This window comes from Pseudomonas sp. ADAK2 TE3594, from assembly GCF_053628675.1.
This window is the reverse complement of record NZ_JBRJGV010000001.1, coordinates 3,462,514-3,476,783: the sequence shown is the minus strand read 5'-3', so window position 1 is coordinate 3,476,783 and position 14,270 is coordinate 3,462,514. Positions and strand designations below refer to the sequence as shown.

Sequence of the window (14,270 nt, the reverse complement as noted above, 5' to 3'; positions counted from 1 at the left end):
ATTTCAACATTCAAAGGGAGAACAAGAACAATGAGTGACGCCCCGGTAATAGGCCATTACATCGACGGTCAGGTGCAAGACAGCGGCAACGAGCGGTTCAGCAATGTCTTCAACCCGGCCACCGGCGCGGTTCAGGCGCGGGTCGGGCTGGCCAGCCAGAAGACCGTGGACGATGCCGTCGCCTCGGCCCTGAAGGCGTTCCCGGCGTGGTCCGAGCAATCTTCCCTGCGCCGTTCGCGGGTGATGTTCAAGTTCAAGGAACTGCTCGACCGTCATCACAACGAGCTGGCGGAAATCATCAGCCGCGAACACGGCAAGGTGTTCTCCGACGCCAAGGGCGAAGTGACGCGCGGCATCGAAATCGTCGAGTACGCCTGTGGCGCACCGAACCTGCTGAAAACCGATTTCAGCGACAACATCGGCGGCGGCATCGACAACTGGAACCTGCGCCAGCCGTTGGGTGTGTGTGCCGGCGTCACGCCGTTCAACTTCCCGGTGATGGTGCCGCTGTGGATGATCCCGCTGGCGCTGGTCACCGGTAACTGCTTCATCCTCAAACCCTCCGAACGCGATCCGTCGGCCAGTTTGCTGATGGCCCGTTTGCTCACCGAAGCCGGGTTGCCGGACGGTGTGTTCAACGTGGTCCAGGGCGACAAGGCCGCGGTCGATGCCTTGCTGCAACACCCGGACATCGAGGCGATCTCCTTTGTCGGCTCGACACCGATTGCCGAGTACATCCACCAGCAAGCGACCTCGCGCGGCAAACGCGTACAGGCGCTGGGCGGGGCGAAGAACCACATGATCGTCATGCCCGACGCCGATCTGGACCAAGCGGCAGATGCATTGATCGGCGCCGCTTACGGCTCGGCCGGTGAGCGCTGCATGGCGATTTCGATTGCCGTGGCCGTCGGCGATGTCGGCGACCAACTGATTGCCAAACTGCTGCCGCGCATCGATCAACTGAAGGTCGGCAACGGCATGCAGGGCGACAGCGACATGGGGCCACTGGTGACTGCCGAGCACAAGGCCAAGGTCGAGGGCTTTATCGGCGGGGGCGTGGCACAGGGCGCGCAGCTGATTGTCGACGGGCGCAACTTCAAGGTGCCGGGGGCCGAGAATGGTTTCTTCGTCGGCGCGACGCTGTTCGACAACGTCACGACCGAGATGAGCATCTACCAGCAAGAGATCTTCGGGCCGGTGCTGGGCATCGTGCGCGTGCCGGATTTCGCCAGCGCCGTGGCGCTGATTAACGCCCATGAATTCGGTAACGGCGTGTCGTGCTTCACCAGCGATGGCGGCATTGCTCGCTCGTTTGCCCGCAACATCAAGGTGGGCATGGTCGGCATCAACGTGCCGATTCCGGTGCCCATGGCCTGGCACTCGTTCGGCGGCTGGAAGCGCTCGCTGTTCGGTGATCACCACGCCTATGGCGAAGAAGGCATTCGCTTCTACAGCCGTTACAAAAGCGTGATGCAGCGCTGGCCCGACAGTATTGCCAAGGGCCCTGAATTCAGCATGCCGACAGCCAAATAATTCACTTGTGCGGAGAACAACAAAAAATGAGCAAACCCCTGCGTTTCGCCCTGAACCGTATGGTCGCCCCACGTTTGTCCCTGCCCGCGTTCATCGAGTTGGCGGTGACCCTCAAGGCTGACGCCATCGAGATCCGCAACGACCTCAAGGGTGTCGAGATCGAGGACGGCACCGCGCCCGAACATGTCCGTGAGCTGTGCGCGGCCAAAGGCATCACCGTGCTGTCGATCAACGCGCTGTATCCGTTCGATGTCTGGAATGACGAGCGCCGCGCACACGCTCTGAAGCTCGCCGCTTATGCCCGTGATTGTGGCGCGCAGGGTTTGGTGATGTGCCCATTGAACGACCGTGCCGATCCACGAACCGAGGCGCAGCGTGCTTCCGGGCTGCGCACGGCGTTGAGTGAACTGGCGCCGATCCTGCGCGATCACGGCATCCTCGGTTTCATCGAGCCGCTGGGTTTCGAAGAATGCTCGCTGCGGCGCAAACGCACCGCCGTCGATGCAATCAAAGCCATCGGCGGGCTGGATGTGTTCCGTCTGGTGCATGACACCTTTCACCATCACCTGGCCAGCGAACATGAATTCTTCCCCGAGCTGACCGGGCTGGTGCACATCTCCGGCGTCGAAGATGCCGAGGTGCCACTGGCGACCATCCGCGACGGCCACCGGGTGCTGGTGGGCGAGGGCGACATCCTCGGCAACGCGGCGCAGATCGAGACCTTGCTCGCTACTGGCTACAGCGGCTACCTGTCGTTCGAACCGTTCGCCGACAGCGTCCATGGCCTGGCGGATATCCAGACGGCGATTGGCGCGAGCATGGATCACCTGCAGAAATCCCTGGCCTGACAACACTTTCGGGCTGATGGAGATCAACTGTGGGAGCGAGCCTGCTCGCGATGATGGCGGCACATTCAACATTGATATCGCCTGACACACCGCAATCGCGAGCAGGCTCGGTCCCACAGGGTTTCTTCACGTATTGAAGGATCGGACATGACCACAACAAGACTGACCATGGCCCAGGCCCTGGTGAAATTCCTCGATAACCAGTACATCGAGGTCGATGGGGTTCAGAGCAAATTCGTCGCCGGGATCTTTACCATTTTCGGCCACGGTAATGTGCTGGGTCTGGGGCAAGCCCTGGAACAGGACAGCGGCGACCTGATCGTGCATCAGGGTCGCAATGAGCAAGGCATGGCCCACGCCGCCATCGGTTTTGCCAAGCAACACCTGCGACGCAAGATCTACGCCTGCTCTTCATCGGTAGGGCCGGGGGCGGCGAACATGCTGACCGCTGCCGCGACGGCCACTGCCAACCGCATCCCTTTGCTGTTGTTGCCCGGCGACGTCTACGCCTGCCGCCAACCGGACCCGGTGCTGCAACAGATCGAGCAGTTCCACGACCTGAGCATCAGCACCAACGATGCGTTCAAGGCCGTGAGCAAATACTGGGACCGGATCAACCGTCCCGAGCAACTGATGACCGCGGCGATCCACGCCATGCGCGTGCTCACCGACCCCGCCGAAACCGGCGCGGTAACCCTGGCTTTGCCGCAAGACGTGCAGGCCGAGGCGTACGACTACCCCGATTATTTCCTGCAAAAACGCGTGCACCGCATCGAGCGCCGGCCGGCCACCGAAGCGATGCTTGGCGATGCCGTGGCATTGTTCAAAGGCAAGCGTAAACCGCTGATCATCTGCGGCGGTGGGGTCAAATACTCCGGCGCCAATGCAGCGTTGCAAGCGTTTGCCGAACGCTTCGATATTCCCTTCGCCGAAACCCAGGCCGGCAAGAGCGCGGTGGTGTCCAGCCATCCGCTGAACGTCGGCGGGATCGGCGAAACCGGTTGCCTGGCGGCGAACCTGCTGGCCAAGGACGCTGATTTGATCATCGGTGTCGGCACTCGCTACAGCGATTTCACCACCGCGTCGAAATCCTTGTTCAAACACCCGGACGTGCAATTTCTCAACCTCAATATCAGCCCTTGCGATGCGCTGAAGCTCGACGGCGTGCAACTGCTGGCAGACGCCAAAACCGGTTTGCAGGCACTGGCCGAAGCACTGGGCGATTACCGCTCGAGCTGGGGCGATCAACCCCGTCAAGCCAAGGCGCAACTGGATGAAGAAGTCGATCGCATTTATCAGGTCGAATACCAGGCGAAAGATTTCGTTCCGGAAATCAACGACCACATGGACCCGGCGGTGCTGCGCGAATTCATCGAGCTGACCGGTTCCTGCCTGACCCAGAGCCGGGTGCTCGGCGTGCTCAATGAAACCCTGGCCGATGATGCCGTGATCGTCGCCGCCGCTGGCAGTTTGCCCGGTGACCTGCAGCGCAGCTGGCGCAGCAAAGGCGTGAACAGCTACCACGTCGAGTACGGTTATTCGTGCATGGGTTACGAGGTGAACGCCGCACTGGGCGTGAAGCTCGCCGAGCCTGAGCGCGAGGTCTACGCACTGGTGGGCGACGGCTCCTACATGATGCTGCACTCGGAACTGGCGACCTCGATCCAGGAGCGGCGCAAGATCAACGTGGTGCTGCTGGACAACATGACCTTCGGCTGCATCAACAACCTGCAAATGGAACACGGGATGGACAGCTTCGGCACCGAGTTCCGTTTCCGTAATCCGGAAACCGGCAAGCTCGATGGCGGCTTCGTGCCGGTGGATTTCGCCATGAGCGCGGCGGCTTATGGCTGCAAGACTTACAAAGTGAACACGGTCGAGCAACTACAAGACGCCCTGGCGGATGCGCGGTTGCAGACGGTGTCGACGCTGATCGATATCAAGGTTTTGCCCAAGACGATGATTCACAAATACCTGTCGTGGTGGCGGGTCGGCGTGGCGCAAGTCTCCACCAGCGCCCGCACCGATGCGGTGGCCAAGACCCTGAACGAACGACTGGCCAAGGCCCGTCAATACTGATTGCCCTGAAACGAACAAACAGGAGTGTTTATATGTCTTCGCTTTCAAATTCGTTGCGCATTGGCGTCATCGGCACCGGGGCCATCGGCCAGGACCATATCCGTCGTTGCAGCCAGACCTTGCTCAACAGCCAGGTTGTCGCGGTCACCGACATCAATCTGCAGCAAGCGGCCAAGGTCGTTTCCGATCTGAAACTGACTGCCGAGGTCTATCCTGACGGTCATGCGCTGATCAAGGCACCGGAAGTCGAAGCAATCCTCGTGACCTCCTGGGGCCCGAGCCACGAAGAATTTGTACTGGCAGCGATTGCCGCCGGCAAACCGGTGTTCTGCGAGAAACCGCTGGCGGTCACTGCCGAAGGCTGCCGCAAGATCGTCGAGGCCGAAGTGGCCCACGGCAAGCGGCTGGTGCAGGTCGGTTTCATGCGCCCGTACGATGAAGGTTATCGGGCGTTGAGAGCAGTGATCGACAGCGGCCAGATCGGCGAGCCGCTGATGCTGCATTGCGCCCACCGCAACCCGACCGTGGGTGAAAACTACAAGACCGACATGGCGATCACCGACACGCTGATCCATGAGCTGGACGTGTTGCGTTGGTTGCTCGACGACGATTATGTGTCGGTGCAAGTGGTGTTCCCGCGCAAGACCAGCAAGGCCCACGCCCATTTGAAAGACCCGCAGATCGTGCTGCTGGAAACCGCCAAGGGCACGCGCATCGATGTGGAAGTGTTCGTCAACTGCCAGTACGGCTACGACATCCAGTGCGAAGTGGTGGGGGAGACCGGCATCGCCAAACTGCCGGAACCGTCGCAGGTTCAATTGCGCAGCGGGGCGAAGCTGTCCAACGCGATTCTGATGGACTGGAAGGACCGGTTCATCGCCGCGTATGACGTCGAATTGCAGGCGTTCATCGATGGCGTGCGGGCCGGGCAGGTCGGCGGGCCGTCGGCATGGGATGGTTTTGCGGCAGCGGTGGCGGCGGATGCCTGCATCGAGGCGCAGAACAGCGGCCAGATCGTAAAAGTCGGCCTGCCAGACCGCCCCCGTTTCTACGGCTAACCCCGTCCCCCTGTAGGAGCGAGCGGGCGGCGATCCGACTTGCCCGCGAAGAGGCCCTCAAGATCGCTAAAAGCTTCGCGGGCAAGCCTCGCTCCTACAGGGGGCGGTGTCGATTCTGGTTAAGGAGAACAAAAAAACATGCGCATCGCACTTGATCCCTACATGTACCGCAGCCTGTCCCTGGGCAAGATGGTCGACAAGGTCGCCGAGCTCGGTTACGAACACATCGAGCTGTCGCCCCGGGAAGACTTCTTGCCGTTCTATAAAGCCCCACGGGTTGATAAGGCGCGGATCAAGGAATTTCGCAAAGCCTTGAGCGACACCGGGGTCAAACTCTCTTCCTTGTTACCGATGTACCACTGGGCTGCCGCCGATGAAGGTTTGCGTGTGGCCGCCGTGCGTAACTGGAAGCGCGCGATCCAGATTGCCGTGGAGATGGACTGCGAACTGGTCAACACCGAGTTCACCGGCCAGTCGGACAACCCGCTGGTGTGCGAAAACCAGTTCATGCGCTCCATGGACGAACTGATCCCCGAGTTCGAACGCGAAGGCATCAAGCTCGATATCCAGGCCCATCCTTACGATTTCTGCGAGCGCAACAATGAGTCTGTGGACATCATTCGCGGTCTGGACCGGGACTGGATCAACTACCTCTACGCCGCACCGCACACGTTTTTCTATGACGACGGTGTCGGTGATATCGCCTCGATGCTCAAGTACGCCGGCTCAAAGCTGAGCCACCTGATCATCGCCGACACCTACAACCACAAGGCGTCCTCGGGCTTGCGCTACATCGTCAACCCGCCGGGCGTCACCGCCACCGTGCACCAGCATCTGGACATCGGCCAGGGCGAGGTCGACTGGGAAGCGTTTTTTGGCATCTTGCGCGAGATCAAGTTCGACGGCATCGCGACCGTCTCGGTATTCGCCTGGGAGGACCGGTCGGACGAGTCCAATCGCATGATGCTTGAACGTGTCAAAAGCGAACTCTGCCGCTGACCGACCTGCACAAAACCTGTGGGAGCGGGCTTGCCCGCGATGACGGCGGCACATTCAACATATCTGTGATTATCAGACCGCTATCGCGGGCAAGCCCGCTCCCACAGGGGCTGCGTTCTATAAGGAGAATACTTTCATGCGTATCGGACTTGTCGGTTACGGCCATGGCGGCCGGTTTTTTCATGCTCCGCTGATCAGCAGTTTGCCGGCGGCGACCTTCGTGGGCGTGGTCACCCGTTCCGCCGAGCGCCGACAACTGCTGGCGGCGGAACATCCCGGTGTGCCGGCCTTCGACAGCATCGGCCAACTGGTCGAAGCCGGGGTCGATGTGCTGGTGATCTCCACACCGCTCAAAGGTCGCCCGGCGTTGGTGCTCGACGCCATCGAACACGGTGTGGCGGTGGTCAGCGACAAGCCGTTCGCCGCCGATGCGCAACAGGCGCAAACCCTGATCACCATGGCCGAGCGTCAGGGCGTGCAACTGAGCGTCTACCAGAACCGGCGCTGGGACTCGGACTTTCTCACTGTGCGCAAACTCATCGAGTCCGGTGCGCTGGGTCAGATCACCCGTTTCGAATCGCGGATCGAACGCTATTCGCCACAGTCGGTGAACAACGGCAGCGGCGGCGGTTTTCTGCGCGATCTGGGCAGCCATCTGGTGGATCAGGCGCTACTCTTGTTCGGCCCCGTCACTCAGGTGTACGCCGAACTGGATTACCTCGAAAAAGGCCAAGCCTTCGACAACGGCTTCTTTATGTCCCTGACCCATGCCAACGGCGTGATCTCGCACCTGGGCGGCAGTTGCCTGCAAAACACCCCCGGCCCGCGTTTTCGCGTGACCGGCACCCAGGGCTGCTACAGCGTCGACGGTCTGGACGGGCAAGAGGCGTCGACCCTCGCCGGGCTCACGCCCAAATCCGAAGGCGAGCGCTGGGGTGTCGAAGAGCACCGGCGCTGGGGCTGGTTCGAGCAGGGCGAGGTGCGTGAGCGGGTGCCGTCCGAGCGTGGCTGCTGGAATCAGTTCTATTTGCAGCTACAAACCGCGTTACAGAGCGGTGGCCCACTGCCGGTCGAGGCACGTGATGCACTGGCGACCACCCGCGTGCTAGACGCTGCGCGGCTCAGCTTCGAGCGACATCAAGTGGTGGCACTGAGCCCGTTCGAGAGTCATGGAATAAAATCAGAATAAAATTCTAAAATGAGTTGATATAGAAATTATTTTCCAATAAAGTCATTTCCAGGTTGCCGACTATCAACGTCCGATCACGCTCAAGCAGGCCTTGAACGGGTGAAGGACGCACCAAAAACAAGAAACAAAAGCCAGGTACCGTCGATGAAAACCTTCAACTCTGCTTTGCATGCTTTACGTTCCGCGCTGCACCTCTCTCGCGACCTGCCTCGCGTCTCGTTTCATTCCTTCTTTCGCTTGCTTTGCGTCGAACGCAACGGCGCCCTGGTCTGCTGTATTCCGGGTGCCCCGATTGTCCGCTTGCCCGTTCACTGAAATCGTCACGCCTTATCCATAAAACCAACAAGAATGTGGAGAAAGACTTTTCATGAAGACCAAGATCCGTTTCGCCTCGCTGGCCTTGTCCCTGATGTTCGCCAGCGGCGCCGCACTCGCTGACATGAAGATTGGCGTCAGCATGTCGCAGTTCGATGACACCTGGCTGACCTACCTGCGCGAATCCATGGACACCAAGGCCAAGTCCTACCCCGATGGCGTCAAGCTGCAGTTCGAAGACGCCCGCAGCGACGTGGTCAGGCAGTTGAGCCAGGTAGAAAGCTTCATCAGCCAGAAAGTCGACGCCATTGTGGTCAACCCGGTGGATACCGCCGCCACCAAAAAAATCACTGAAGCGGCGGTCAAGGCCGGTATTCCGCTGGTGTACGTCAATCGTCGTCCCGATGACCTGAACCTGCCCAAAGGCGTGGTCACTGTCGCCTCCAACGATCTGGAGGCCGGCCAGATGCAGATGCAGTACCTGGCCGAAAAAATGGGTGGCAAGGGCGACATCGTGATTCTGCTCGGTGATTTGGCCAACAACTCCACCACCAACCGCACCAAGGGCGTAAAAGAGGTGCTGACCAAATACCCGAACATCAAGATCGAGCAAGAGCAGTCCGGCATCTGGTCGCGGGACAAGGGCATGACCCTGGTCAACGACTGGCTGACCCAGGGCCGCAAATTCGACGCGGTGGTCTCCAACAACGACGAGATGGCGATTGGCGCGGCAATGGCCCTGCAACAGGCTGGCGTCGCCAAAGGCAGTGTGCTGATCGCCGGTGTCGACGGTACGCCCGACGGTTTGAATGCGGTGAAGAAGGGCTCTCTGCTGGTCTCGGTGTTCCAGGATGCCAAGGGTCAGGCGGACGGTTCGATCGACACGGCGGTGAAAATGGCCAAGAACGAACCGGTCGAGCCGGCCGTGTGGGTGCCGTATCGCCTGATCACGCTGCAAAACGTCGACACCTTCAAATAGTCCGTCCGTTCGATAACAACAATAAGCACGCAAGGTTGCAACGCGACCTTGCTGATGGAGTACCTGATCATGTTCGCTTCAGCGACTGCTTCGAGCACCCCGTTAATGGGTGTCCAGCCAACTGCAACACCTGTCGATGAGCCGTACCTGCTGGAGATCATCAACGTCAGCAAGGGGTTTCCCGGTGTGGTGGCCTTGTCCGACGTACAGCTGCGGGTACGTCCCGGTTCTGTGCTGGCGCTGATGGGCGAGAACGGCGCCGGCAAATCCACCCTGATGAAAATCATTGCCGGCATCTACCAGCCGGACGCCGGCGAGTTGCGCCTGCGGGGCAAACCGGTGGTCTTTGAAACACCACTGGCTGCGCTCCAGGCCGGGATCGCGATGATCCACCAGGAACTCAACCTGATGCCACACATGAGCATCGCCGAGAACATCTGGATCGGCCGCGAACAGCTCAATGGCCTGCACATGATCGACCATCGCGAGATGCACCGTTGCACCGCCAAACTGCTGGAGCGTCTGCGGATCAACCTCGACCCGGAAGAGCTGGTCGGCAACCTGAGTATCGCCGAACGGCAGATGGTCGAGATTGCCAAGGCTGTGTCCTACGATTCCGACATCCTGATCATGGACGAACCGACCTCGGCCATCACTGATAAGGAAGTCGCGCATCTGTTCTCGATCATTGCCGACCTCAAGAGCCAAGGCAAAGGCATCATCTACATCACCCACAAAATGAACGAAGTGTTCAGCATCGCCGATGAAGTGGCGGTGTTCCGTGACGGCGCCTACATCGGCTTGCAGCGGGCCGACAGCATGGACGGCGACAGCCTGATTTCAATGATGGTCGGCCGCGAGCTGAGCCAGTTGTTCCCGGTGCGCGAGAAGCCGATCGGCGATCTGCTGCTGTCGGTACGCGACCTCAAGCTGGACGGCATTTTCAAGGACGTCTCCTTCGACCTGCATGCCGGAGAGATCCTTGGCATCGCCGGCTTGATGGGGTCGGGGCGGACCAATGTCGCCGAAGCGATTTTCGGCATCACCCCAAGCGACGGTGGTGAAATCCGCCTCGACGGCGAGGTGGTGCGCATCAGCGATCCGCACATGGCGATCGAGAAGGGCTTCGCGCTGTTGACCGAAGATCGCAAGCTCAGCGGCCTGTTCCCGTGCCTGTCGGTGCTGGAAAACATGGAAATGGCAGTCTTGCCCCATTACGTCGGCAACGGCTTCATCCAGCAAAAAGCCCTGCGGGCGTTGTGTGAAGACATGTGCAAGAAGCTGCGGGTGAAAACCCCTTCGCTGGAGCAATGCATCGACACGCTGTCCGGTGGTAATCAGCAGAAGGCCTTGCTGGCGCGCTGGCTGATGACCAATCCGCGCATCCTGATTCTCGACGAGCCGACCCGGGGCATCGATGTCGGCGCCAAGGCCGAGATCTACCGGCTTATTTCCTACCTCGCCAGCGAAGGCATGGCGGTGATCATGATTTCCTCGGAACTGCCGGAAGTACTGGGGATGAGCGACCGGGTCATGGTCATGCACGAGGGCGACCTGATGGGCACCCTCGACCGCAGCGAAGCGACCCAGGAACGGGTGATGCAACTGGCCTCGGGCATGTCCGCGGTTCACTAATGGATGCTGGCGGTGGCCATGGCCGCCGTCGCGACGCAATAGAAGGGTGAGTGGTTATGAACGCGATACTGGAAAACAAGCCTGCAGTGGCACCGGTCAAGAGTCGCCGGCGCTTTCCGACCGAGTTGAGTATCTTCCTGGTGCTGATCGGCATCGGCCTGGTCTTCGAAATGTTCGGCTGGATCGTGCGGGACCAGAGCTTCCTGATGAACTCTCAGCGTCTGGTGCTGATGATCCTGCAAGTGTCGATCATCGGCCTGCTGGCGATCGGGGTGACCCAGGTCATCATCACCACCGGTATCGACCTGTCCTCCGGTTCGGTGCTGGCGTTGTCGGCGATGATTGCCGCCAGCCTGGCCCAGACCTCGGACTTTGCCCGGGCGGTGTTTCCGTCCCTGACTGACTTGCCGGTGTGGATTCCAGTGATCGTCGGGCTCGGGGTGGGATTGCTGGCGGGGGCGATCAACGGCAGCATCATTGCGATCACCGGGATTCCGCCATTCATTGCCACCCTCGGCATGATGGTCTCGGCCCGCGGTCTGGCGCGCTACTACACCGAAGGTCAGCCGGTGAGCATGCTCTCGGATTCCTACACGGCCATCGGACACGGCGCGATGCCGGTGATCATCTTTCTGGTGGTGGCGGTGATCTTTCACATCGCCCTGCGCTACACCAAGTACGGCAAGTACACCTACGCCATCGGCGGCAACATGCAGGCGGCGCGCACCTCCGGGATCAACGTCAAGCGGCATCTGGTGATCGTCTACAGCATCGCCGGGTTGCTTGCGGGGCTGGCCGGGGTGGTGGCGTCGGCACGGGCCGCGACCGGGCAGGCCGGGATGGGCATGTCTTATGAACTGGACGCGATTGCCGCGGCGGTCATCGGCGGCACCAGCCTGGCCGGTGGCGTAGGGCGGATCACCGGCACTGTGATCGGCGCGTTGATCCTCGGGGTCATGGCCAGCGGCTTTACCTTTGTCGGTGTTGATGCTTATATTCAAGACATCATCAAGGGGCTGATTATTGTGGTGGCGGTGGTCATCGACCAGTACCGCAACAAGCGCAAACTCAAGCGCTGAAGCCGGACGAAACGCGAAAATGCGCCACGCCTGACCCGCGTGGCGCAGCCGTTTGTCTTCTATATACAGCCGCTTGACTGAATTTCTTGCTATAAACGCACTCCGATAAGCGCCTCAAAGCCCGCCGTAGCGCACTTTCAGGACTTTGTCGGACAGATTTGCTGTCTTTTCAGTTGCTGAGGCCTCAAGTCGGCCTTAGACTGCCGCCCCTCGTAAATTGAGTGCCGGGTGGCGCTTGGAATAAACGGCGCCTTTCCAATGACCGCTTCAGGTTCAACGGATCGCTCCCTAATTCGCCTTAATGCACGTTTTTTTATAGAGATATCAATGACAAAGGACAAGTTGCTGGCCATGCCGGCGGATGACTACATGAATGCCGAGCAACATGCTTTTTTCTCCGAGCTGTTGCAGAACATGAAAGTCGAAACCCATGAGCGCATCGAGCAGAATCGCATCGCCATCGAGAGCCTGGACACCCCGGCCGATCCGGCTGACGCGGCTTCCGTCGAAGAAGAGCGCACCTGGCTGGTGAACGCGATCGATCGCGACCAGCGCATGCTGCCTCAGTTGGAACAGGCCCTGGAACGCATCAAGGAAGACAGCTTCGGCTGGTGCGATGACAGCGGCGAGGCCATCGGCCTGAAACGCCTGCTGATCAGCCCGACCACCAAGTACTGCATCGAAGCTCAAGAGCGTCACGAACAGATCGACAAGCACCAGCGTCAGGCCTGATTCAGTAGCGCCCCCATCGCGGGCAAGCTTCGCTCCTACGGATATGACCTGTAGGAGCGAAGCTTGCCCGCGAAGCTTTTTGTCGCCCAAAAAATTTTCACGCACTTCTATTGATCTGCTTCAACCCCCCACTACTAACGGACCATAGATAATGGCTTTGTAGTGGCGTTTAATGCGATCACAACAACTAGAAGACGCGTGGGGTGACGAAGATGACGAGGGACGGATCTCTGGTTGAGGCAATGCCTGCACCAGTACTTTTGCCGAAAAACCTTTGGCTGACGCCGACCCTGCAAAGCATCGCCCTGATGCTATTGCTGTGCGGCATGGCATTGGCTGGCTGGTCGCTTTACCTTGGCCTGCCATTGGCCGTGCTGATTATCTGGCTGCCGCGCCTGCGATCGCGCACTCTCCCTGAGGCGACCGCTGCGGACAGCTCCAGCGCCATCGCCGGATTGACTCGTGATCTCTCCTACACCACCAGTCATAACGCCTTGTCGGCCGCCGGCGTGGCCTATTCGGTCAAGCAACTGGCGGACAAACTGCAATCGCAACTCAACGCCGCGGCGCAGATTGTCAGCAGCGCCGAAGTGATGATCACCACCGAACACGCTACGTCGAAACTCAGTCGAGAAGCCTTGAGCGCAGCCAGTGAAGCTCATCAGAGCAGCGCGGCAGGGCGCACGGAATTGGTCGAGTCCATTGCGCGCATGCATCAACTCAGTCAGCGTGCCAGCAGCAGCCGCGAGCTGATCGAAGCCCTGAGCCTGCGTAGCGACGATATCCAGCGGGTCACGCTGGTGATCCAGTCCATCGCCAGCCAGACCAATTTGTTGGCGCTGAACGCGGCTATCGAAGCGGCGCGGGCCGGCGAGCACGGTCGCGGTTTTGCGGTGGTGGCCGATGAGGTTCGCGGGCTGGCCGCGCGCACGGCAACGGCGACCGGTGAAGTCGGGGAGATGGTCGCCGACATTCAGCAACGCACCGCGCAAGTGGTGGAGCAGATTCGTCAACTGGCGAGCGATCTGAATACCGGTGTTGCGCAAGTCGAGCACACCGGGCAGCACCTGGAAAACATCGCGCGCCTGGCCGCCGGCGTCGAAAGGCAGGTCGGGGAAATCGCTCAGGGCGCAGACACCAACCGCGAACAACTCGACAGTCTGTTCCACGCCATCGAACAGATGCGCAGCGATCTGGCGATCAGCGACCAGCAGACTCAGCGGCTCGCCCAGGCAGCGGTGCAGATGGAAGGGCAGGCCGAAACCATCAGCGAACGCCTGGCCGAAGTCGGGCTGGATGACTATCACCAGCGAATTTACGACCTGGCCCGCGAAGGGGCGAGTCAGATTGCGGCACGCTTCGAAGCGGATATCGATCAGGGCCGGATCAGCCTCGATGACCTGTTTGATCGCAATTACCAGGCGATCCCCAACACCAGCCCGGCCAAGTACCAGACCCGCTTCGATCGCTACACCGATCAGGTATTGCCGGCGATTCAAGAGCCGTTGTTGCCGCGTCATGAGGGCCTGGTGTTCGCCATCGCCTGCACGCAGCAGGGTTATGTGCCGACCCACAACACCGTGTTCAGTCAGCCGCTGACCGGTGACGTGCAGGTCGATACCCTGCACAACCGCACCAAGCGCAAGTTTGCCGACCGTACCGGGATTCGCTGTGGCAGCCATCAGCAGCCCGTGTTGTTGCAGACCTACACCCGCGATACAGGTGAACTGATGCACGATCTCTCGGTGCCGATCATGCTCAAGGGCCGGCATTGGGGTGGTTTGCGCCTGGGATACAAGCCGCAAAGTCCTCGCTGAGCTTAAG

Annotated in this window: 11 protein-coding genes; all 11 read left to right on the top strand. The window is 60.2% G+C overall.

Annotated features, from left to right (window positions below):
- Window positions 1-30: 30 nt before the first annotated feature.
- The 11 genes from AB7M22_RS15320 (at window position 31) to AB7M22_RS15270 (ending at window position 14,263) form a co-directional block, all read left to right on the top strand.
- Window positions 31-1,533 (top strand): CoA-acylating methylmalonate-semialdehyde dehydrogenase, encoded by a 1,503-nt coding sequence (locus AB7M22_RS15320; RefSeq protein WP_454186935.1) that lies wholly within the window; start codon window positions 31-33, stop codon window positions 1,531-1,533.
- A 26-nt stretch (window positions 1,534-1,559) separates the two neighbouring features.
- Entirely contained in the window at window positions 1,560-2,381 is an 822-nt protein-coding gene (locus tag AB7M22_RS15315) for a TIM barrel protein (RefSeq protein ID WP_454186934.1), read from the top strand.
- Window positions 2,382-2,528: 147 nt separating this feature from the next.
- Window positions 2,529-4,460, top strand: a complete 1,932-nt coding sequence (gene iolD / locus AB7M22_RS15310; RefSeq protein WP_454186933.1) for a 3D-(3,5/4)-trihydroxycyclohexane-1,2-dione acylhydrolase (decyclizing) — start codon at window positions 2,529-2,531, stop codon at window positions 4,458-4,460.
- Between the two features lie 32 nt (window positions 4,461-4,492).
- Window positions 4,493-5,518: a Gfo/Idh/MocA family protein gene (locus tag AB7M22_RS15305; protein WP_454186932.1), complete on the top strand. Its 1,026-nt coding sequence runs from the start codon at window positions 4,493-4,495 to the stop codon at window positions 5,516-5,518.
- Between the two features lie 138 nt (window positions 5,519-5,656).
- Window positions 5,657-6,517: a sugar phosphate isomerase/epimerase family protein gene (locus tag AB7M22_RS15300; protein WP_454186931.1), complete on the top strand. Its 861-nt coding sequence runs from the start codon at window positions 5,657-5,659 to the stop codon at window positions 6,515-6,517.
- 136 nt (window positions 6,518-6,653) lie between these two features.
- Window positions 6,654-7,706, top strand: coding sequence for a Gfo/Idh/MocA family protein (locus tag AB7M22_RS15295; RefSeq protein WP_454186930.1), 1,053 nt, complete (start codon window positions 6,654-6,656; stop codon window positions 7,704-7,706).
- Window positions 7,707-8,073: 367 nt separating this feature from the next.
- Window positions 8,074-9,000, top strand: coding sequence for a sugar ABC transporter substrate-binding protein (locus AB7M22_RS15290; RefSeq protein ID WP_007907891.1), 927 nt, complete (start codon window positions 8,074-8,076; stop codon window positions 8,998-9,000).
- Between the two features lie 69 nt (window positions 9,001-9,069).
- Complete coding sequence (locus tag AB7M22_RS15285; protein ID WP_454186929.1) at window positions 9,070-10,635, top strand: sugar ABC transporter ATP-binding protein; 1,566 nt, start codon at window positions 9,070-9,072, stop codon at window positions 10,633-10,635.
- Between the two features lie 56 nt (window positions 10,636-10,691).
- Window positions 10,692-11,714 carry an ABC transporter permease gene (locus tag AB7M22_RS15280; RefSeq protein WP_008012126.1) on the top strand — a complete coding sequence of 341 codons (1,023 nt, stop codon included), beginning with the start codon at window positions 10,692-10,694 and terminating at the stop codon, window positions 11,712-11,714.
- A gap of 327 nt (window positions 11,715-12,041) precedes the next feature.
- On the top strand, window positions 12,042-12,446 hold the full coding sequence (locus AB7M22_RS15275; protein ID WP_007907888.1) for a TraR/DksA family transcriptional regulator: 405 nt from the start codon (window positions 12,042-12,044) through the stop codon (window positions 12,444-12,446).
- A 212-nt stretch (window positions 12,447-12,658) separates the two neighbouring features.
- Window positions 12,659-14,263: a methyl-accepting chemotaxis protein gene (locus tag AB7M22_RS15270; protein ID WP_454186928.1), complete on the top strand. Its 1,605-nt coding sequence runs from the start codon at window positions 12,659-12,661 to the stop codon at window positions 14,261-14,263.
- Window positions 14,264-14,270: the final 7 nt, after the last annotated feature.

Excerpts from the sequence above, each read along its gene's own strand:
- AB7M22_RS15320 (WP_454186935.1), top strand. The coding sequence starts at position 31 with ATGAGTGACGCCCCGGTAATAGGCCATTACATCGACGGTCAGGTGCAA.
- AB7M22_RS15315 (WP_454186934.1), top strand. The coding sequence starts at position 1,560 with ATGAGCAAACCCCTGCGTTTCGCCCTGAACCGTATGGTCGCCCCACGT.
- iolD (WP_454186933.1), top strand. The coding sequence starts at position 2,529 with ATGACCACAACAAGACTGACCATGGCCCAGGCCCTGGTGAAATTCCTC.
- AB7M22_RS15305 (WP_454186932.1), top strand. The coding sequence starts at position 4,493 with ATGTCTTCGCTTTCAAATTCGTTGCGCATTGGCGTCATCGGCACCGGG.
- AB7M22_RS15300 (WP_454186931.1), top strand. The coding sequence starts at position 5,657 with ATGCGCATCGCACTTGATCCCTACATGTACCGCAGCCTGTCCCTGGGC.
- AB7M22_RS15295 (WP_454186930.1), top strand. The coding sequence starts at position 6,654 with ATGCGTATCGGACTTGTCGGTTACGGCCATGGCGGCCGGTTTTTTCAT.
- AB7M22_RS15290 (WP_007907891.1), top strand. The coding sequence starts at position 8,074 with ATGAAGACCAAGATCCGTTTCGCCTCGCTGGCCTTGTCCCTGATGTTC.
- AB7M22_RS15285 (WP_454186929.1), top strand. The coding sequence starts at position 9,070 with ATGTTCGCTTCAGCGACTGCTTCGAGCACCCCGTTAATGGGTGTCCAG.
- AB7M22_RS15280 (WP_008012126.1), top strand. The coding sequence starts at position 10,692 with ATGAACGCGATACTGGAAAACAAGCCTGCAGTGGCACCGGTCAAGAGT.
- AB7M22_RS15275 (WP_007907888.1), top strand. The coding sequence starts at position 12,042 with ATGACAAAGGACAAGTTGCTGGCCATGCCGGCGGATGACTACATGAAT.
- AB7M22_RS15270 (WP_454186928.1), top strand. The coding sequence starts at position 12,659 with ATGACGAGGGACGGATCTCTGGTTGAGGCAATGCCTGCACCAGTACTT.